The 21,000-nt window shown below is 40.1% G+C and carries 20 protein-coding genes and 1 other annotated feature; of the genes, 18 read left to right on the top strand and 2 right to left on the bottom strand.

Going from position 1 to position 21,000, the window contains the following annotated elements:
• Positions 1–2: 2 nt before the first annotated feature.
• The 5 genes from hemL to E2L03_RS03620 all read left to right on the top strand — a co-directional run bounded on the left by hemL (position 3) and on the right by E2L03_RS03620 (position 5,234).
• Complete coding sequence (gene hemL, locus E2L03_RS03640) at positions 3–1,295, top strand: glutamate-1-semialdehyde 2,1-aminomutase (RefSeq protein WP_055736273.1); 1,293 nt, start codon at positions 3–5, stop codon at positions 1,293–1,295.
• A gap of 141 nt (positions 1,296–1,436) precedes the next feature.
• Positions 1,437–2,519: a stage VI sporulation protein D gene (gene spoVID / locus E2L03_RS03635; RefSeq protein WP_051667575.1), complete on the top strand. Its 1,083-nt coding sequence runs from the start codon at positions 1,437–1,439 to the stop codon at positions 2,517–2,519.
• 10 nt (positions 2,520–2,529) lie between these two features.
• A complete protein-coding gene (locus E2L03_RS03630; protein WP_134258580.1) occupies positions 2,530–3,408 on the top strand; it encodes a hypothetical protein in 879 nt (292 codons plus the stop codon).
• The gene (ysxE, locus tag E2L03_RS03625; protein WP_038481643.1) at positions 3,405–4,409 is read left to right on the top strand and encodes a spore coat protein YsxE; all 1,005 of its coding nucleotides are present in this window, start codon (positions 3,405–3,407) and stop codon (positions 4,407–4,409) included. The genes E2L03_RS03630 and ysxE overlap by 4 nt, the downstream gene beginning before the upstream one ends.
• Positions 4,410–4,547: 138 nt before the next feature.
• A complete protein-coding gene (locus E2L03_RS03620) occupies positions 4,548–5,234 on the top strand; it encodes a hypothetical protein (protein ID WP_095150482.1) in 687 nt (228 codons plus the stop codon).
• Between the two features lie 12 nt (positions 5,235–5,246).
• Here E2L03_RS03620 and E2L03_RS03615 read toward each other — a convergent pair whose 3' ends face one another.
• Entirely contained in the window at positions 5,247–5,459 is a 213-nt protein-coding gene (locus tag E2L03_RS03615) for a YszA family small membrane protein (protein ID WP_038481637.1), read from the bottom strand.
• A gap of 155 nt (positions 5,460–5,614) precedes the next feature.
• Positions 5,615–5,836: a binding site (T-box leader), on the top strand.
• A 48-nt stretch (positions 5,837–5,884) separates the two neighbouring features.
• Here E2L03_RS03615 and E2L03_RS03610 point away from each other — a divergent pair.
• From E2L03_RS03610 to minD, 12 genes are all read left to right on the top strand, one after another.
• A complete protein-coding gene (locus E2L03_RS03610; RefSeq protein ID WP_134258579.1) occupies positions 5,885–8,527 on the top strand; it encodes a valine--tRNA ligase in 2,643 nt (880 codons plus the stop codon).
• A gap of 58 nt (positions 8,528–8,585) precedes the next feature.
• Positions 8,586–9,866 (top strand): bifunctional folylpolyglutamate synthase/dihydrofolate synthase, encoded by a 1,281-nt coding sequence (locus E2L03_RS03605; RefSeq protein ID WP_095150480.1) that lies wholly within the window; start codon positions 8,586–8,588, stop codon positions 9,864–9,866.
• A 183-nt stretch (positions 9,867–10,049) separates the two neighbouring features.
• Positions 10,050–10,787 carry a prepilin peptidase gene (locus E2L03_RS03600; protein ID WP_095150479.1) on the top strand — a complete coding sequence of 246 codons (738 nt, stop codon included), beginning with the start codon at positions 10,050–10,052 and terminating at the stop codon, positions 10,785–10,787.
• A gap of 45 nt (positions 10,788–10,832) precedes the next feature.
• A complete protein-coding gene (locus tag E2L03_RS03595) occupies positions 10,833–11,903 on the top strand; it encodes a hypothetical protein (RefSeq protein WP_134258578.1) in 1,071 nt (356 codons plus the stop codon).
• A 90-nt stretch (positions 11,904–11,993) separates the two neighbouring features.
• The gene (locus E2L03_RS03590; protein ID WP_134258577.1) at positions 11,994–13,937 is read left to right on the top strand and encodes a S9 family peptidase; all 1,944 of its coding nucleotides are present in this window, start codon (positions 11,994–11,996) and stop codon (positions 13,935–13,937) included.
• A gap of 203 nt (positions 13,938–14,140) precedes the next feature.
• Positions 14,141–14,719, top strand: coding sequence for a Maf family protein (locus E2L03_RS03585; RefSeq protein WP_124742320.1), 579 nt, complete (start codon positions 14,141–14,143; stop codon positions 14,717–14,719).
• A 17-nt stretch (positions 14,720–14,736) separates the two neighbouring features.
• Positions 14,737–15,426, top strand: a complete 690-nt coding sequence (gene radC / locus E2L03_RS03580) for a RadC family protein (protein ID WP_038481619.1) — start codon at positions 14,737–14,739, stop codon at positions 15,424–15,426.
• Positions 15,427–15,668: 242 nt separating this feature from the next.
• Positions 15,669–16,700: a rod shape-determining protein gene (locus E2L03_RS03575; RefSeq protein WP_035395468.1), complete on the top strand. Its 1,032-nt coding sequence runs from the start codon at positions 15,669–15,671 to the stop codon at positions 16,698–16,700.
• Positions 16,701–16,711: 11 nt separating this feature from the next.
• Positions 16,712–17,614: a rod shape-determining protein MreC gene (gene mreC, locus E2L03_RS03570; RefSeq protein WP_038481614.1), complete on the top strand. Its 903-nt coding sequence runs from the start codon at positions 16,712–16,714 to the stop codon at positions 17,612–17,614.
• Positions 17,611–18,135 (top strand): rod shape-determining protein MreD, encoded by a 525-nt coding sequence (gene mreD / locus E2L03_RS03565; protein ID WP_038481611.1) that lies wholly within the window; start codon positions 17,611–17,613, stop codon positions 18,133–18,135. The genes mreC and mreD overlap by 4 nt, the downstream gene beginning before the upstream one ends.
• Before the next feature lie 66 nt (positions 18,136–18,201).
• A complete protein-coding gene (gene minC / locus E2L03_RS03560; RefSeq protein ID WP_038481608.1) occupies positions 18,202–18,888 on the top strand; it encodes a septum site-determining protein MinC in 687 nt (228 codons plus the stop codon).
• Positions 18,889–18,920: 32 nt separating this feature from the next.
• Entirely contained in the window at positions 18,921–19,718 is a 798-nt protein-coding gene (minD, locus tag E2L03_RS03555; protein ID WP_038481604.1) for a septum site-determining protein MinD, read from the top strand.
• A 137-nt stretch (positions 19,719–19,855) separates the two neighbouring features.
• On the opposite strand, the gene E2L03_RS03550 is transcribed toward minD, so the two are convergent.
• Entirely contained in the window at positions 19,856–20,311 is a 456-nt protein-coding gene (locus tag E2L03_RS03550; protein ID WP_051667574.1) for a cyclic pyranopterin monophosphate synthase MoaC, read from the bottom strand.
• A gap of 153 nt (positions 20,312–20,464) precedes the next feature.
• Here E2L03_RS03550 and E2L03_RS03545 point away from each other — a divergent pair, with 153 nt between their 5' ends.
• Entirely contained in the window at positions 20,465–20,998 is a 534-nt protein-coding gene (locus tag E2L03_RS03545) for a biotin transporter BioY (RefSeq protein ID WP_095150475.1), read from the top strand.
• Positions 20,999–21,000: the final 2 nt, after the last annotated feature.

Below are 21,000 nucleotides of genomic sequence, written 5' to 3'. Positions count from 1 at the left end.
AGATGGCTCATTATGAAAAATCAAAACAAGCGTTTGAACAAGCAAAGCCGCTAATGCCGGGTGGCGTAAACAGTCCAGTTCGCGCCTTTAAATCGGTTGGTATGAATCCTGTCTATATGAAACAAGGAAAAGGATCAAAGATTACAGACATTGATGGGAACCAATATATTGATTATGTTCTATCATGGGGACCACTCATTCGCGGGCATGCAGATGAAATCGTAGTGGAAGAATTAAAAAAGGCAACGGAACTTGGGACAAGCTTTGGTGCCCCTCATGAGTTAGAAACGAAGTTGGCGGAACTAGTGATTGAACGTGTGCCATCAATTGAAGTGGTTCGTATGGTTAATTCAGGTACAGAAGCTACAATGAGTGCACTTCGATTAGCAAGAGGCTATACTGGACGTAACAAAATCTTGAAATTTGTTGGTTGTTATCACGGACATGGGGATTCGTTATTAATTAAAGCAGGTTCTGGTGTTGCAACGCTGGGATTACCAGATAGTCCTGGTGTTCCTGAATCAGTTGCGCAGAACACGTTAACTGTTCATTACAATGATATAGAGAGCGTTCAGTATGTATTTGAACAGTTTGGTGACGACCTTGCGGCAGTTATTGTAGAACCAGTAGCTGGAAACATGGGGGTTGTTCGTCCTGAACCTGGATTTTTAGAGACGCTTAGAGAATTAACATCAGCAAATGGAACGGTGTTGATTTTTGATGAAGTGATGACAGGTTTCCGTGTTGGCTATGAGTGTGCGCAAGGAGTGCTTGGTGTTACACCTGATTTAACATGTTTAGGAAAAGTAATCGGTGGAGGACTGCCTGTTGGTGCGTTTGGTGGAAAACGAGAAATTATGGAGCAAATTGCACCTAGCGGACCTATTTATCAAGCTGGTACATTGTCTGGAAACCCACTTGCAATGACAGCAGGCTATTATACTCTTTCTCAATTAACGAGAGAAGACTACGATGTGTTTCAAAAGCAAGGAGAGCGTTTAGAACAAGGTCTCTCAGAGGCAGCGAAAGCACATGGCATCCCACATACAATTAACCGTGCAGGATCGATGATTGGTCTTTTCTTCACTAATGAACATGTTACAAATTTTGATTTGGCGAAAACTGCTGATTTAGAGTTATTTGCACGTTACTTTAGAGGGATGTTAGAAGAAGGAATATCGATTGCTCCTTCCCAATTTGAAGGGCTCTTCCTATCTACGACTCACTCAGACGAAGACATCGAAAAAACCATTGAAGCTGCAAACCGTGTATTTGCTACGCTTTCTCATGCTTAACCATCAAACACAAGCCCTTTGCTAGTGCAAAACTAGAAGGGCTTGTTTTTTTCGTCTATTGTACGCATAATCGACTAGCTTAGCTCATAGACGTAATAGTGTACGTGTATAACGGATGATGGTGAAGAAGGAGGAATTAAATTGTCTCAAGAACAGTCGTCAGCCTTAACGTTTTCAATTGAAGACTCTGTTTGGCTTAATAAAGGACAACAAATTGATGAAATTATTGGCATGTCCCTCACACCGGAGATTTCAGTCAAACAAATGGACGATCATGTAACTATTCAAGGTGGTCTTCGTTTTATTGGCGAATACAAAATGGTAGAAGAAAGACAGGAAGAAGTGGAAGAAGAGGAAGACGCATCTTTTACTGCGTTAAGTGATTTTCGTCATTCGGGTGATATCCAGACTGAAACGGAAGCTGGAGCTGGTCAGATTGAACACGTGTTTCCAATTGATATTACGATTCCGATGACACGAATCCAACATGTTGATGATATTTATGTAGAAGTATCAAGCTTTGATTATGATTTACCAGAAAAAAGCTGCATTCAATTAACAGCAGATGTGTCGATTAGTGGCGTGAAGTCAGACGAGCAACAGCGAGAAATTGAGTTAGTTGATTCTGAGTATAAGTACGATGTTGTTGAAGATGAAAATAATCCAGAGGAACCTGAACACACAGAGGAAACGGCTTTTCAATTTGAAGCGTATCAATCGGATGAAGCGGTTGAAGAAAGTCATTCATATGAAGAGCAGGGGACAGAAGAAAGATCAGAACAAGAACTTGCTTATCATCAAAGGAGCATGGAGCAAGACATAGTAGAGACGTTTACACAGTCCAATTGGCAAGAAGAAGAGACAGATGCAGAAGATATCGCTACTGTTAGTGATCTAAATGACGATGCATCTCCTGCTTATCGATATTTAACGGAAACCAGTGAAATGAACGAGCTTGAAGATCAAATTGATGAAGTCGAAGAAGTGACTGAGCAAGTAGGAAAGAGTGAACGTGACAGCGCTTCATACTTAACAAGCATGCTCCGAAACGAGGATGAACAGTTTTCTAGATGGAAAATGTGTATTATTCAAGAAGAAGAAACGCTACAGGTTATTGCCGATCGCTATGAACTTTCCACTAGTCAACTAACGCGTTACAACAACCTTGATAGTGAAAAAGTTGAAGAGGGGCAAATCATTTATATACCTTCGAAAGGTAAGTAGGTGGTGACCAATGATTGAGCGCATTAAAGAAGAGTATGGATTTAAACAGGCATCTTTAGAATCAAAGCATCAACTGAACACAGAAAAAGGTGTAAAGCAAATCTGCTATTGGGAAGATGAAGCTTGTTTAAAGTGGCATATCGAGTGGCGTGACAACTGTAGTGTCGCGCCTTATGTCATGATGAACCGGATGCTAAGAACCAATAAAGGCGCTGCTTATATAGAGAAGGATAACCAATTCATTAGCCTGCATGATAAAGTCCCTATTGAACAGCGTGAAGATCAAGAAGAAAAGCGGTGGGGAGAAGTTCTTGGTTTAATGATTCAGGCGGGTCGAAGAGATCAATCGACGTTCTCATTACCAAAAGAGGTAATGGGTAATGATCCCATTTTGGAACAAGCCAATCGGGAACAAAGGCTGTTTTTTCAGACACTTTTTCAAGAAGGGAATCGTCGTCTAACGATGGCTAAGAAGCTAGCTAAGTCAGGAGAAATATCAGTACCTAAAATGGATTCATTTACAGAATTAACAGGCTCATTTCGCGGGCATATGCTAATCGTACAAGGAAGTGAAACGACCCCGGAGTACGGGTATCAGTCGTTTAAGACATTCCTTAAATCGTGGTATGAACGCAAAGGGGAAGCATCATTACATGCGTTGATGAATGAATTGGATGAGAAGGCAACGTTGACAAGCAACGAACGAAAAGCCATTATGGCTACTGTTCTTATTCCTGATGAGCTAGATACACTATTGCAAGAGAGAACGACTTCTAATGACCAACCCTTTTCTGACTTAATTGATCACCTAAAAAGAGAATGGGATAAAACGCAGTCGTTTGCTTCGGCATTAGCAAAATGGCTTGATGCAAAGAAGGTGACAACATGAATCCATTTATAGAGGCCTTGCTTTATTATTACGATTTAACAGCCTTAACGGTTGAGCAACAAGGGAATATTTATAGAATTGAAACTGAACATGGAAACTTTGCATTAAAACAATCGTCAATGGACCCTGTTCAAGCTGAAGAATGTATTCATGCGATAAGGAAGCTATCACGTTTAAACTATCCATCATTCGTTCCGATTATTCCGACTAAATTTGGGGAATATTCGTTATTTGTATCTGGGAAGACGTATTATTTAATGCCTTGGATTGAGACGCAGGAATACCAAGGAAGGCAATCAATCGAAGAGTTAATGGCTGATTCAATTGGAACAATTCATCGAATGACAGTTAAATCCCAACCAGCTTCGAAAGAAGTGATTGATCAATCGTGTGAACGCCTTCTGTCCCGATGGGAGATGCACTCGCTCGAATTATCTCGCTTTGCGGATGAAGCAGAAGTAAAAGCGTATTTATCACCATTTGAACTGTCATTTCTTACACATTTTAAAATGTTTGAGCAATTAGCAGATGAAGCAACAACTTATCTTGAGAAATGGTACAAGACTACCATTGATAAAGGGAGTTACCGTAGTGTGTTAACCCATGGTCGTTTATCTCGACATCATTTGTTGCACGCGACGAGTGGGCAACCTTTATTGATTAATTTTGAGCGTGCAAGTTTAGACACACCAGCTCGGGATTTAGCGACATTGTGTAGACACGGTTTCCCGCACTCCTTATGGGATGAAAATGAAGTCTTACGCTGGTTCGCTAGATACGAACAGCATTTGCCCCTTGTTACGGCGGAAAAATATTTAGTAAGTGCGTATCTGCTCTTTCCTGAACCGGTCTACTATACGATGATGGATTATCGAAAAGGTGGAAATGAGTTAGAACTAACGCAAAAACTTGAAAAACGTATTTATGCGCTGCGTAAAGTGCAGCGATTTGTTCCGAAAATTGTTCCTCAAGAAGAAGAGGAAGCAAGTAATCAGTCTTAAGCTGATGCTTGCTTTTTTTTAGGATTTTACACTTGATAAAAAGAAAAATATGGCATTAAATAAAGAGGTATACGCTTAGTTCGGGACGATTCGGGTATGCTTAAAGTAATGGTAGATAAAAGAGAGTAGGTGTATAAGATGGAGAAAAATGGCTCTGAAGCACTTGAAGAAAAAAGGAAAAAGCTTACAAATGAAAAGCAAGTTTTATTCGAAGAAGCCATTGACTATATGGAAGCTGCTAGCTTTTCACATCGGAAACGAAATCAGATTCTTCACCAAATACTAGATGAATGGCTGTACGCTGAAAAAAATGCAATTGATTTAGAGCTGAATCAAAAGAATATTTACACATACTGCGAAAAGCGAACAAAAAACGTTCCAAAAATGTCGACCTCATTAAAAATGGCACTGTTGCTAAGAGTGGGTTTACTTATCCTAGTTGTCTATTTTGTGTTACAGTTCATTATTCAAATGGCAGGCTTGTTAGATTCAAATATTCAGGCATCCTCTTTTTCCTTTTTACCTATTATTCTTTTAGGAAGTGTGGGCTTGTTCGGTTTTTATTTATATGACAAAGCTTCGACAAAAGAAAAAGCCGTTATGTGGAGAGGGATTGGCATTGTAACGCAATTAACGGCATTTCTTCTGTTTTTTGCGAGCATGCGGTTGTGGGACGGTATTTTAACAATTCGCTTAACCCTTATCAATTCAACAGTTATCGCGATTTTTATGGTCGTCTTTTTTCTTGTTGCAGGTAAATGGAAAGATCAGTTAGAAGAAAAAGAACTGGAAAAAGATCAAAATGATGTGATTCTGTTTTCTTAAAGAGGGCAGACATTACACGATACCGAAAAACAAGCAAATGAAAAAGACAATAATAAGCGTTAATAAAAATAAATCTACAGCTGTTGGAAGAAGTAATGTACGAATAAGCTGAAACACCAAAATGGGCGGTAGACATTGAATACAAATAAATTTAAAGCGTCCACACTTTTTAGGTGGACCGGGTGGCGGACATGGTGGCGGAAAGCCTTGAAATCGCTTAGTCATAGCAACCTTCCTCCTTTCGATGATCGTTACCGTATTGTATGCAAGTAGCCTAAAACTGTTGCAAAAGCAGTTCTAAATGTATAGACTATATAAAAATGACCAAAGCTAATATTGACGTACTTGTAAGCAAGCGATAAAATACGGTTAGATCCTATATACAAGCTATGATCAGGAGGAGTAAAGAAACTGCTTCTAGTAGAGAGGAAGGACCTTGGCTGAAAGTCTTTCTAGAAAGCAAGTACTTGAAAGTCGCCTGTAAGCTTTTCTGTTGAACCATTTAGTAAACAGAAACGGTTTCGAGCCGTTAGTCGATTTGAGTTGCACAGGCTAAGTCTGTGAACAAAGGTGGCACCGCGAACAATCCCTTCGTCCTTTGAGACGGAAGGGTTTTTTTGTATTTTTTTAAGCTAAAGGAGGCCTGCCCGATGACGGAGCAGCATACAATGCCAACAAAATATGATCCAAATGAAACAGAAAAGAAATGGTACGACTATTGGAAAAAAGGCGAGTTCTTTAAACCGACAGACGATCCATCAAAAGAACCATATTCCATTGTCATTCCACCGCCAAACGTAACCGGAAAGCTCCACCTTGGTCACGCATGGGACGCAACCTTGCAAGATATACTTGCACGAACCAAACGGATGCAAGGTTACGACACACTGTGGCTTCCAGGCATGGATCATGCAGGAATTGCCACTCAAGCTAAAGTAGAAGCACGCTTAAAAGAACAAGGGATGTCAAAACATGATCTTGGGCGTGAAGGCTTTATTGAGAAGTCTTGGGAATGGAAAGAAGAATATGCTAGTTTTATTCGGAAGCAATGGGCAAAAGTCGGTATTTCCGTTGATTATTCACGTGAACGATTTACATTGGATTCGGGTTTATCAGATGCTGTTACGGAAGTATTTGTATCGCTTTATGAGCAAGGTCTTATCTATCGTGGGGAATATATTATTAATTGGGATCCTCATACGAAAACAGCTCTCTCTGACATAGAAGTTATTCACCAAGATGTTCAAGGGGCGTTCTATCATATGGAGTACCCATTAGTAGACGGTACTGGTTCAATTAAAATCGCAACCACACGACCGGAAACAATGCTTGGTGATACAGCTGTAGCTGTTCATCCTAAAGATGAACGCTACAGTCACCTTGTTGGCAAAATGGTGAAGCTACCGATTACTGGACGCGAAATTCCGATTGTAGCAGACGAGTACGTTGATCGTGAATTTGGTTCGGGTGCAGTGAAAATTACACCAGCTCATGATCCGAATGACTTTGAGATTGGAAACCGTCACGATCTACCGCGTATTCTCGTTATGAATGAAGATGGAACCATGAATGAAAATGCTGGCAAGTATCAAGGGCTAGATCGTTTTGATTGTCGTAAGCAGATCGTTAAAGACTTACAGGAGTCAGGTGTATTATTTGAAATTGAAGAGCACCTACACTCGGTTGGTCACTCTGAGCGTAGTGGCGTTGTGGTTGAACCGTATTTATCAATGCAGTGGTTTGTGAAAATGCAGCCCCTTGCAGAAGAGTCTCTCAAAATGCAGGAGCATGAAGACACAAAAGTCACCTTTGTGCCTGAACGTTTTGAAGGTACCTACACACGCTGGATGGAAAACATTCGCGACTGGTGTATATCTAGACAGCTTTGGTGGGGTCATCGAATTCCAGCTTGGTATCATAAAGAGACGAATGAGCTTTATGTCGGAAAAGAAGCACCTCAAGATCCAGAAAACTGGGTACAAGATGAAGATGTATTAGATACGTGGTTTTCTTCAGCATTATGGCCTTTTTCAACAATGGGCTGGCCAAATGAGGATGCAGAGGATTTAAAGCGCTATTACCCAACGGATGTGCTTGTAACAGGCTACGACATAATTTATTTCTGGGTATCTCGTATGATTTTCCAAGGAAAAGCGTTTACGAACAAAAGACCGTTCAAAGATGTACTTATTCACGGACTCATTCGTGATGCGGATGGGAAGAAAATGAGTAAATCCCTAGGAAACGGCGTTGATCCGCAAGAGGTAATTGATAAATACGGAGCCGATTCATTGCGCTTTTTCCTAGCGACTGGAAGTACTCCAGGGAACGACCTTCGTTTTTATTGGGAGAAAGTCGAGTCTACTTGGAATTTCGGTAACAAGATATGGAATGCTTCTCGATTTGCTTTAATGAATATGGAGGGGCTAAGTTACGACGAAATTGATATAACGAAAGAAAAAACGATAGCAGATAAATGGATTTTAACACGCTTAGGTCAAACAGCAGAGACGGTTACGCGGTTGCTGGATAGTTACGAATTTGGTGAAGCTGGACGTACGCTTTATTCGTTTATTTGGGATGACGTTTGTGACTGGTACATTGAAATGGCGAAACTAACTCTATACGGGGAAGATGAAGAGGCAAAAGCGACGACTCGTTCCGTTCTCGCTTATGTGCTTGATCATACGATGCGTATGCTTCATCCATTTATGCCGTTTATCACTGAGGAAATTTGGCAGTACTTGCCGCATCAAGGAGAGTCCATTACGGTTGCAGAATGGCCGCTCTTTACAAGTGAATTCTATGATCTAAAGGCACTTCAGGATATGGAAACATTAAAAACACTCATTCGTTCTATTCGTAATACACGCTCGGAGCTAAATGTACCAATGAGTAAACAAATTGAATTGTTTATTCGCCCAGCAAATGACGAAACGAAAGCTTGTTTAGAAACCGGCTCTGCTTACATCGAAAAGTTTGCCAATCCGAGTAAGCTTGTCATTGCCAATGATTTAGAAACGCCAGAAAAAGCAATGTCTCATGCTTTAACTGGAATGGAGATTTTCATGCCGTTAGCAGGACTTCTTGATTTAGACGCAGAAATTGCACGGTTGGAAAAAGAAAAAGAAAAATTAACAAAAGAAGTGGAGCGTATTGAAAAGAAGCTCAGTAACCAAGGGTTTGTTGCCAAAGCGCCTGCACAAGTTGTAGAGGAAGAAAAGAAGAAAAAAGCAGATTATGAGTCAAAACGAACCATTGTTATGGAACGAATTGCAGAATTAAGTGCATAGCATGAGCGAGCTCAAGCGTTAAGAACGCCTGAGCTCCTTTTTTAAGGAGAGACGTGCAGTGAAAACGAGTGAAGAAGCAATTGCATGGATTCATTCCTTGCTACCTTTTGGTATTAAACCAGGTTTAAAGCGAATGGAATGGATGCTTAAAAAATTAAATCACCCAGAAAAACAGATAACGTCTGTTCATATTGGCGGAACAAATGGGAAAGGGTCAACTGTAAGTTTTTTACGACATATATTAGAAGAAGAACAGGTTCAAGTAGGAACATTCACGTCTCCCTACATCGAACGATTTGAGGAACGGATTTCCATTAACGGTACTCCAATTTCCAGTGAAGATTTAGTGTGGGGAGCAAACAAAGTAAGACCTTTGGTTGAACAGGTAGCGGAAACGGATCTTGGTTCGCCAACAGAATTTGAAGTCATTACGACCATTATGTTTCTTTATTTCGCAGAACGAGCAAAACCAGACATTTGTTTAATTGAAGTTGGTTTAGGCGGTCGGTTTGATTCGACTAATGTCATTCAACCGATCGTATCGATTATTACAATGATTGGACATGACCACATGCATATTCTTGGGGAGACTCTTGAAGAGATTGCGTTTGAAAAAGCGGGGATTATTAAACCGAACACGCCAATTATTCTTGGCGATATTCAAGGAGATGCACGAGTCGTTATGGAAGAGCAAGCGCATCAAAAGAAGGCAGCTATTTCGATTCTAAAGGATGATTTTACTTACGAGACAATGGATGCAGGTCAATTTACGTATCAACATAATCAATACACGGTGTCGATGCTTGGAGAGCATCAGCACCATAATGCTACTCTTGCATTAAAAGCATGTGAAGAAATCGAAAAGCATTTAGATCGACCTATATCCAATGACGCAAAAATAGAAGGGATACGAAAAACAACGTGGCCAGGGAGGATGGAGTGGTTACATCAGTCTCCTGCTTTATTAATTGATGGCGCACATAATCAAGAAGGCTTTCATGCACTTGCACAGACGTTGAAGCAACAATTTGCCGCCAAAAAAATAAATCTATTTATTGGCGTTACAGAAGGAAAAGACGTTACTCCTTTAATTGATGAGCTTGAAACGATGAATGTTTCTTATTATTGCTGTTCTTTTTCTTTTTTTCGTGGGTTGCCTGCAACAGAATTGTTCCAACAATTTGGGAAGGTTCAACAAAAAGAAGAAGTGATTGATTGGAAGACAAAAATAGTAGAAAAAATAGGAACAGCAGGAACAGATGAAGTCATAATGGTAACAGGGTCCCTCTATTTCATCTCGGAAGTTCGTCATTTCTTAAAAAATAAGGAAGCGAAATAAAGGGATGTGTGGATAAATTGATAAAGACATGCTGTCCTACCAAAGCTCTGTAGGACAGTGATTTTTTGATCGTCCCAAGTTGCACCATCTTGTTTAAGGGATTCTTTTTCTACAGCAGCAGGGAAAGGCATGAATAGTGTGGAATGAGTAAAGACACATAAATGAAAAGGAGGAATAAAGCGGTTGGCTGACTCTTTCTTTATTGGTATTTATTCTGGCATGGTAGGCATGGTTATAGGCTCATACTTTCTTTCATTCTTATCCCGTGGATCGTTTATGCAAACGATAAATGGGCGGTCAACATGTGAACACTGTAAACAGGCAATACAAGTAATCGACTTGATTCCTCTTCTCTCTTATTTGTTTTTGAAAGGAAAATGTCGCTTTTGTCATCACAAGATTCCTTTTTATTTTCCTCTTATTGAAGTGATCACTGGTGGTTTGTTTTTTCTCTCTTGGTTCCACGCTCATCACTTCATAGACATGATGATGTCATTCTTACTCATTTCAATGTTACTCCTCCTTACACTCACAGATATTCGTTCCTTTCGCATACCAAACCGTATTTTACTCTTATTTTCCATTCCGCTTCTTGTCCTACGTTTCTTTAACCACCCTATTGTGTTTGACGTTTTTTCAGTGGCTATTAGCCTTGTACTTTTGGTTATCTTATTTTATGCTTGTCAAAAAGAACAGCTCGGTGGTGGCGATGTTAAATTATTTCTTCTGTTTATGCTGTTATTTGGTACCCAATCAACTTTGCTTATTATTGCAATGGCTTCCTTCATTGCACTTATATTCGTTTTTATCCACCCCTCGTTTAAAGAAAAATTTGAAAACGGTAAGCAAAAGAAGATCCCGTTTGCTCCATTTATTAGCATCGCCGCACTAATTGTCTATTTTTTACCTAATGTGGTCTAAATAAAGACAAGCCTCATATGTATAGAGGGAAAGGGGTGTTTACTTATGAGTGATCAAAAGCATTCGATGAATTTTAAGTTCCCGCAATCAATGAAAAAAAACAGTCGTCCTGCACCCAAAAGTGAAGACTCAGAACCGATTGAAGTAATTAGCTGGGATCGTTCCCTATTTCAAAAAAATCATTCAACGCCACAAGATAATGACGATTCACATCCAGAAGAAGATAAAGTTGTGGACTTCACTGAAAAAGTAAATGTGAAAAAATCTGGGAATGAACCTTTTTGGGATGATGGTGACCGCTCTAAAGGGCCAAAGCTTCCTCCTAAAAATCGAAAAAATAAAATTCAGCTATCGATACCTTGGCCGATTGTTGGGGCTGTTATGTCTGCTATTGTGGTCGGACTAGGACTTGGTATTGTTGTCTTCCAATTCTTTTTAAACGATGACACGGCGTATAGCGAGGCAGCTATACCGGCTCAAGCAACGGTCTATACAGATGTCGCCTTTCCTAGCTTACATGTTGACGTTGTTCAAGGCGCGGCATTCACAGATATGGAAACAGCTGAAAAAGTTGTATCAGAGATAAAAGAAAAAGGGCTGCCTGCCGTACTCATACCAGGCGAGGAAACACAATATATGTTTTTAGGAGTAGCCAATGATCAAGCTAGGGGTACAGAGTTAAGCGTGCATTACGGTGAACAGGGACAGGAGACATATGTGAAGACATATACAGTAGAAGGTGGTGAGGTATCAGTCGGTGGAGAAGATGCTGCAAGTTGGTACACGAGCGCAAATGCAATCTATCAGTTTTTGAATAATGTATCTTCCCAATTCATTGTAGCAAATGAGCGTGGTTCTATTAGCGAGGAGAATATAGCGCAATTAAATCAGTCTGTTGAGCAATTGCGTGATTCTCGTGATAGGGCTTTTTCACAAATGAATGAACAAGCTCGTGAAAGAAGTTTGCAGTATGCAGACACGTTGTTTTCGGCTGTAAAAGCGCTGAATACCTATCATGAGTCTAACGAGAACGATGCACTTTATCAGATACAACAACAATTACTTCAGATGATTGTCCAATATGAAGACGTGTTAACAATCATAAATGAAGAATAGCATTTTCCTTAAAAAGATGTCATACGGCATCTTTTTTCTTTCGTCTTCCGAACTAATTCGGTATACTTTACAAAAAAGGAGGTCTATCGAGTGAAAGAGTTAACGGCACAAACCCTATTTCAATTAAGCACGGTAACGAATCCAGTTGTTTCTCCTAATGGAACGGAAGCAATCATTGTAGTAACAAACTTAGATGAGCAAGAGGATACCTATCAAGCACATTTATATGTAATCGATATAAAGACAGGTAAACAAACAAAATTAACCCATGCAAAAGGTAAGCATATTGCGCCTCAGTGGTTACCGAGTGGGGATGGCTTTACCTATTTATCCAATCGCAAAGGAAAAAATCAAGTATTTTTAAAACAAGGCATGGCCGACGCAAAGCAAGTAACGAATGAGGAGCATGGTGTGCTTTCTTACGTGTTATCTCCAGATGGAACGAGAATTGCGTATTCAGCGTTTTTTAAAGAGTCAGAAGAAAATGAACCAGATCGAAAACCAGAGCCGCTCGTGATTGATCAAATGAAATATAAGTCTGATCAGCGAGGCCTTCATGATGATCGAGTTATGCGAATTGGAAGTATTGATTTAGCAACAGACAACCAGCAGTGGTTAACGACTGATTACTATGATAGCCAGCTATTAGACTTTTCGGGAGACTCTCGCCACGTTTTGTTTGCCAGTGATCGAACAGAAAATCGTGATTTCTCATTTAGCGCACACGCCTACCTTATCAATATAGATTCAAAGCAAGAGCGGCAAGTGACGAAAGAAGCTTGCGTTATTACTGGTGGTGCTGTGTCTCCAGATGGACAGACAATCGCTTTATTGAGCCATCGACGAGAATATGAAAACGCAACGCTTCCAAAGGTAATCTTGCATCGTAGCGGTACAGAGGAAACAGATTTAACTGCAAATGTCGATGCCTTTATTGGTGACATCGCAATTGGAGATTTTTTACAACACACTGGATCAAATCGATTGCGTTTCTCAGACGATGGTCAGTCACTATACACATTAGTTTCCAGTAAAGGTTCAGTTAATATTTGGAAATTTTCGTTAAATGGTGATCACCAGCAATTGACGAACACAGATGCACATATAAATGGTTTTGATTTTCATCAAGATGAATTTATTGTTACTCATAGTTCTGTAGTAGAACCAAGTGAGTGCTATCGTGTTAACCACACAGAAAAGACGTTAAGCCGTTTAACATCCTTTAACGCAGCATTTGAGGAATCATTCCACGTCAGCGTTCCTGAAAAAGTAAAGCTAAATCGGGATGATGGCTCATTTGTAGAGGGCTGGTTAATGAAGCCGGCATTTTACAAAGAAGGACAACAGTACCCGTTAATTTTAGAGGTGCATGGTGGACCCCACGCGATGTACGCACATACATACTTCCATGAATTTCAACTGTTAACGGCAAAAGGATATGGTGTGCTCTATACAAATCCGAGAGGAAGTCATGGTTATGGACAAGCCTTTGTTGATGCTGTTCGAGGCGATTATGGCGGAGGCGATTTTCAGGATCTGATGGACATTCTTGATGATGTCGTGAAAACAACTAATTGGGTTGATGAGTCTAGGCTTGGTTTGACCGGTGGTAGCTACGGTGGGTTTATGACGAATTGGGCGGTTGGTCATACAAATCGATTTAAAGCAGCTGTCACACAACGATCGATTTCGAACTGGATTAGCTTTTACGGCGTAAGTGACATAGGGTATTATTTTTCTGAGTGGCAAATTAAAGCTGAACTTGATGAAATGGAGACGCTTTGGAAACATTCGCCTATAAAATATGTTGCCGATGTGGAAACACCTTTGCTTATTTTGCACGGAGAGAATGACCTTCGTTGTCCTATTGAACAAGCAGAGCAATTATTTATCGCTTTAAAACGATTAGGGAAACAAACACGATTTATTCGTTTTCCAGAAGCCAATCATGAATTGTCTAGAAGTGGAAAGCCGAGCTTGCGTGTCAAGCGATTAGAAGCCATTTTCGGCTGGTTCGAAAAGTATCTAACGTAATTCCGTTTCCTTGCTTGAGCTTTTCTTATCGAATGATGAAAAGATAGGATCGGTAGTTCAACGAACAGAAGCGGTTTGTAAGACGGAAAATCTTTGTTGTAAGGTTTTTCGTCTTCTTTTAAATTGTTATTGTTTTTTCCTCTTTATTATTGGTAAACTATTTCTAACACCTGTACAATAAAAAGAAAAAGTAGAGGTGCTCCATGAACCAATCCCTTCTTTTAGCTTCTAGTTCCCCAAGGCGAAGTGAACTCCTTAAACAATGCCACATTCCATTTTCAGTTTATGCAAGTGATGTAGACGAGTCACTAAATGGAGACCATTCAATAGAAGAAGCGGTCTGTACCCTTGCAAAACGGAAAGCTGTTGCTGTTGCGAACCAATTTCCTGATCAGGTTGTGCTAGCTGCTGATACTATTGTATCTCACAATGGTTGCCATCTAGGTAAGCCACAATCAAAGCAAGAGGCAAAAAACATGTTACGTTCATTGTCGGCTTCGACTCACAGTGTTTCTACTGGAGTTGCTCTTCTTCAGCGTGATAAATCCCTTCTTTTCTCTCAGACAACTAACGTAACAATGACGTCTATTTCAGACGAGCTTCTTCAGAAGTATGTAGAAACAGATGAATGGCGTGATAAAGCCGGTGGATATGGGATTCAAAGTTTAGGTGCCATGTTTGTTTCGGAGATAAAAGGTGATTATTACACAGTTGTTGGTTTACCCCTTGTTAGAACGATTCAAGCTCTCGCTACCTTTCACATCTTTCCTAAAATTTCTTAGATAAAGGAGTTGTGTACGTGTCCATTATTATCCGCGATGTTCCTCCCCAAGAGCGTCCCCGTGAACGATTTATCCGTGAAGGGGCGAAAGCCCTATCGAATCAAGAAATCCTTGCCATTATGCTCCGTTCAGGTACAAAGCAATACTCGGCACTACAAGTTGCTTCTGAATTGCTTTCCACTTATAAAACATTAACGGCTTTAAGTGAATCATCCCTTGAAGAAATGAGGCTCATTAAAGGAATTGGAGTAACAAAAGCAATTGAGCTTGCAGCGGCAATGGAACTTGGTAAACGAATAAACCGAGAAGGCAAAGGGCAAAAAAGCGTTATCGCTTCTCCAGATGATGCGGTCCAGATCGTGGCCGATGATCTAATCGGCATTCATCAAGAGCATTTTGTCGTACTTTACTTAAATACCAAAAATTATGTAATAAAGCAAAAAACAGTCTTTATTGGAAGTTTAAATGCAAGCATTGTCCACCCGCGGGAGGTATTTAAAGAAGCACTACGTACATCATCTGCTGCTGTTATATGCCTTCACAATCATCCGAGTGGTGATCCTTCTCCTAGTCCAGAAGACATTAATGTGACAAAAAGACTGAATGAAGCTGGAAGAATACTAGGCATCTCACTTTTGGATCATATTATCATTGGTGATGAGACGCATTATGTAAGTTTAAAAGAACGTGGATTTATAACTATGTAAAATTATCGATAAACGTGGAATCACTTTTTTTTGCCTAGGGAACTTTAAGGCTATTTTTTTTGCTTACAATTCGATATAATAAAGGGTATGAGTTTGCGTTATAGTGATGTCGAAACGTAGCGAAAGCATGCACATCCATTATAAATAGAATGAAAAACCACGAACCTACGTGAATGCAAAGGGAGGAATCTGTCTATTTATTAGGTCGCTTTTAGTGAAAGCGAAAGAGACAGTATACATACATGTTTGGAAATAGAGACATTGGAATTGATTTAGGGACAGCTAACACACTCGTTTACACAAAGGGAAAAGGAATTGTGCTTAGAGAGCCATCAGTTGTGGCACTACGTACGGATACGAATTCAATCCAAGCGGTGGGAAATGATGCAAAGAAAATGATTGGTCGTACGCCTGGCAATATTGTGGCTGTTCGACCAATGAAAGATGGCGTTATTGCTGACTTTGATACGACTGCGACGATGCTTAAGCATTTTATTCAACAGGCAATGAAAAATAGTTCCATGTTTAGCCGTAAACCAGCTGTGATGGTGTGTGTTCCGTCTGGTATAACAGCAGTTGAAAAACGTGCGGTAGAGGATGCGACAAAACAAGCAGGTGCGAAAGAAGCCTATACGCTGGAAGAACCTTTTGCTGCTGCAATTGGTGCGAACTTACCAGTTTGGGAACCAACTGGTAGTATGGTCGTTGATATTGGTGGCGGCACGACAGAAGTTGCCATTATTTCATTAGGTGGCATTGTGACAAGTCAATCCATTCGCGTAGCTGGTGATGAGATGGACGATGCGATTATTCAATATGTGAAAAAAACGTACAATCTAATGATTGGGGAACGTACTGCTGAAACCTTAAAGCTTGAAATTGGTTCAGCAAGCGCTGACGATGAAGAGAGTCAAGATATGGATATTCGTGGTCGAGATCTTTTAACTGGACTTCCGAAGACAATTACGGTAACGTCAGGTGAAATATCCAATGCGCTTTCAGATACAGTGGAAACGATTATTGAAGCGGTTAAAGATACACTTGAGCAATCGCCACCTGAGTTAGCAGCTGATATAATGGATCGTGGTATTGTCTTAACAGGTGGGGGAGCATTGCTGAAAAACTTGGACAAAGTGTTAAGTGAAGAAACAAATATGCCTGTTATCGTGGCTGAAGATCCACTTGATTGTGTAGCGATTGGCACAGGTCGCGCGTTGGAAAATATTCATTTATTCCGTACAAAAGCAGGTTCAGCTCGATCAAATTGGAAATAGAGGGATAGAGAATGCGATCTTTTTTCTCTAACAAGAAGCTCATTGTTTTATTAGTAAGTATTATCATTTTAATGGCGTTAATTGGCTACACAATGAGAGACGACCGGAATTTATCTCAACCAGAACAAATTATGCGTGACGCTATTGGCTGGGTTCAGAATTTAGTTTCTGCACCAGCGCATTTCGTTGGTGGGATTTATGAAAATGTAAGTGAGATTATACATGTATATGATGAGAATCGGCTACTTCGTACACGATTAGAGGAATACGCACAATTATCTGTTCAAAAAGACTTGTTGGATGAAGAAAATGAGCGACTAAGAGGGATGTTGGATATTGACGAGACCCTTAGCGACTACTCTCGTATATCGGCTGTTGTTATAAATCGTTCACCAGATGCATGGGAGCAGTATATTGGTATTAATCGCGGCGAGAGAGATGAAGTGACAGGTGATATGGCTGTTATTGATTCACAAGGTGGCCTAGTTGGAAAAGTAACGGATGCTAGTAAGTTTACTTCTTTTGTGCAGTTATTAAGTGATAATGATCCAACTAATTTAGTGTCAGCACAAGTGCTAATTGAGGACGAAGATGAGGATCCAGCAATGGGCTTTATTGAAGGGTACGATAGCGCAGAAGATTTATTGATTATGAGAAAAGTGGATATCGATGTACCGATAACAGAAGGAGAAACGGTCACAACATCTGGTTTGGGAGATGTTTACCCTTCAGGCTTATTAATCGGTGAAGTGGAGAGAGTGGAAGTAGATGAATTCGGCTTATCTCAGAATATCTATATTCATCCAACTGCTGATTTTTCAAAACTCGACTATGTGTTCGTTGTTCAAAGACATTTACCTAGCATGGATTCAGGTGAAGAGGAGCTAGGTGATGAAGAGGGTGAGGAAGAATGAGTCGGACATACTTTTCCATTGTACTCGTTTTTCTTTTCATTCTAGAGGGCTCCCTCCTTCCCTATATGCTGGCTAATTATACAGAAGCGACACAATATGTGGTCCCAAGGTTAGTCATAATGACCATTGTTCTAATTGGTTTATACTCGGGCAAGCAAGTTGCGCTAATTTATGGACTTGCTTTTGGTTTTCTGTACGATGTTGTGTTCACCAATTATTTAGGGATCTATATGTTTGGGTTTGCCTGTTTGGGCTACCTTTCAGCAGTACCGTTAAAAGCGGTAAAAGAATCGGCACTTTGGGCAGTTCTGCTTTGTACCATAGCTGTTTTTCTCTTTGAATATTTTCAGTATGGTTTGTTTTATATTCTTAGTGTAACGACGATGACGGGTGGAGATTTCCTTCTCGACCGTTTGCTACCCACACTCGTTTTAAATAGTGCACTAGCCATATTACTAGTGTTGCCGTTTAGAAAATTAGCGAACCATGTAAATGAGCAAGCAAGCTTTCGCAATCGTTAAAGCAGGAATTATGCATTAAACGTGGAATGTATTGTTACAATGGGAGTTAGTAGAGGTGAAATAGGAATGTCACAAGTGAAATCACTCGTTACAATAAAAGGAACAAAAGATGGTTTGATCTTTTTATTAGATGATCGCTGTTCATTTGATCAGTTAATAGAAGATCTTCGTGAGAAATTATCATCTGATTACTATAAAAGTGAGAAGAATGATCCAATTGTTTACGTACAGATTGATTTAGGTAATCGATTATTAACTATATCCGATCAAGAAACGATTGAATCCATTATTACATCGAATAGCCATTTGCGCGTCCACCACTATCATTCGAATGTTGTGACAGTGGAAAAGGCAAAAGCGATGCAAGAAGAAGTACAAACGGCAACCTTAACGAGAATGATTCGTTCTGGCCAAATCGTTAAAATGAAAGGAAATGTCCTTCTAATTGGTGATGTGAATCCGGGTGGCTGTTTAATGGCTACTGGCAACATCTATATAATGGGGGCATTAAAAGGAAAGGCTCACGCCGGTTATAACGGGGATACTAGTGCCTTTATTTGTGCGAGCCATATGTCTCCAACAAGCTTACATATTCATGAACATATGCTTCATTTCGCTGATGAAACAATTGAAGATGCTGAGATGCAAGCGGTATTTATCGACAGCACGAGCGGCGAAATGACCTTGACAAAAGTGCAACGTTTATTTGATGTAGAGAGTAGAGGATTAAAAGAGGCCGAGGCGGTTTCTTAATTTGGATCGTACGAAAGAAAGGGGATATGAGCGTGGGCGATGCAATTGTAATTACAAGTGGTAAGGGCGGTGTAGGAAAAACAACTACATCTGCAAACATTGGAACTGCGCTTGCTCTAGAAGGAAAAAAAGTATGCTTAATTGATGCGGACATTGGCTTACGGAATTTAGATGTGGTGATGGGTTTAGAAAATCGAATCATCTTTGACTTAGTCGATGTCGTGGAAGGGAACTGTGACTTACATCAAGCACTAATTAAAGATAAACGTTTCGACGGAAATCTGTACTTACTTCCTGCAGCACAAACGAAAGATAAAACAGACATTTTGCCAGAGCAAATGAAGCAGCTTGTAGATGAATTAAAACAAGAATACGACTTTGTTCTTATTGATTGTCCAGCTGGAATAGAGCACGGGTTTCGCAATGCAGTTGCTGGTGCAGATAAAGCCATTGTTGTTACCACACCTGAAGTCTCGTCTGTAAGAGACGCAGATCGAATAATCGGTCTTCTTGAACAAGAGAACGTTGAACGTCCTCGTTTAGTGATTAATCGAATTCGAACCCATTTAGTGAAAAATGGTGAGATGCTTGATGTAGACGAAATTACGAAAATCCTTGCAATAGATTTAATTGGCATCGTGCTTGATGATGATCAAGTAATAAAACATTCCAATAAAGGTGAACCAATCGCTCTACACTCAACGAGTAAAGCCTCTATTGCTTATCGCAATATAGCACGGAGAATTCTCGGAGAAACCATTCCATTAATGTCTATTGAAGAAACGACAACCATGTTTACAAAGATTAAACGGTTGTTTGGTGTTCGATAAGGAAGAGCTGAAACGAAGCTAAGCCCATTAAGTCATGTATAAGACTTTAATGGGCTTGTTTTTTTAGACTTCTTAATGGAAGAGGGTTATTAGCTAGTGATTATTACTAGATTGAACAAAAAAGAAAAAAGAGCGACTCACGCTCTTTGATTGCCTTTTCGAGAAAGGTAAGTAGGTCCTAGCACAATCGATAGCGCATCGTGCTGACATAAATCATAAACGGTTAATGCGGCAATAGAAGCTGCCGCCATCGCTTCTGTGTGAATTGGTAAAGGATGCTTTGCTTTTACCTCTACCTCTATAATTAAATCCCAGCTGCCTGAATTGACTTCCCAGTTAAACTGTATCGCTATGTACGTTAGTTCTTTTGGGTGGCTATTTGGCAGAAGGATTGATGTGTTTTTAGCAGCCATGATTCCAGCGAAACGCGCGTTTTCTAAAATCTGCTTATGACGCAAGTCGCCATTTTGAAGGTTTTCATAAAGCTCTTTATCAATTTGAACGCTTGATTTTGCATAAGCATGCTGTTTTATTGCATTCATTGAAGAAATATCAATAAAGCCGCTATGATCAACTTCTTGCCTTCGCCTCATCCTACCCCTCTTTTCTCGACAGATTGTTACCGTAATCATAATCGACAGAGCCGGTCTACGTCAAGATTGTCATGATTGTTAACTATTTATGTAATAGGTTGACAATGAAGTTTTCATCAGCTAATGTTAAGAAAAAAGAGTGGGGTAAATCAAATGGGGATTCGAGATTTAACTAAAATTTCAATGATGACAGCAGTTATGGCAGTGCTTGGAGCGATACCTCCCATTCCACTACCGATCTCACCTGTGCCAATTACAGCACAATCCATTGCACCAATGATTATTGGTGGATTGCTTGGCGCAAAACGTGGGTTTTTAGCTGTAGTGTTATTTGTTTTCCTTGTTGCGTGTTCCCTTCCTTTATTGGCTGGAGGGAGAGGTGGAGTAGGGGTCCTTTTCGGTCCTTCTGGAGGATATATCATTGGCTGGATGCTTGTTGCACTAAGCGTTGGGTACGTTGTGCAAAAAATGAAAAAGAGAACGTTTTTGAACGTATTTTGTGTGAATCTTCTATTTGGATTAGGTTTACTTTACATATGTGGTGCTAGTTATTTAGCTGCTACTACTGGTGTTTCAATAAAAGAAGCATTCGGAATGACTCTTGCTTTTATACCTGGAGATGTCTTAAAAGCCATTCTTGCAACGTTTATAACGCTTCGTGTGCTACGAGCAGTACCAACGATTTAATA

The sequence above is a fragment of the Shouchella oshimensis genome (genome assembly GCF_004375095.1).
Classification (GTDB): Bacteria; Bacillota; Bacilli; order Bacillales; family Bacillaceae_D; genus Shouchella; species Shouchella oshimensis.
This window is presented reverse-complemented; position numbering and strand designations above follow the sequence as displayed.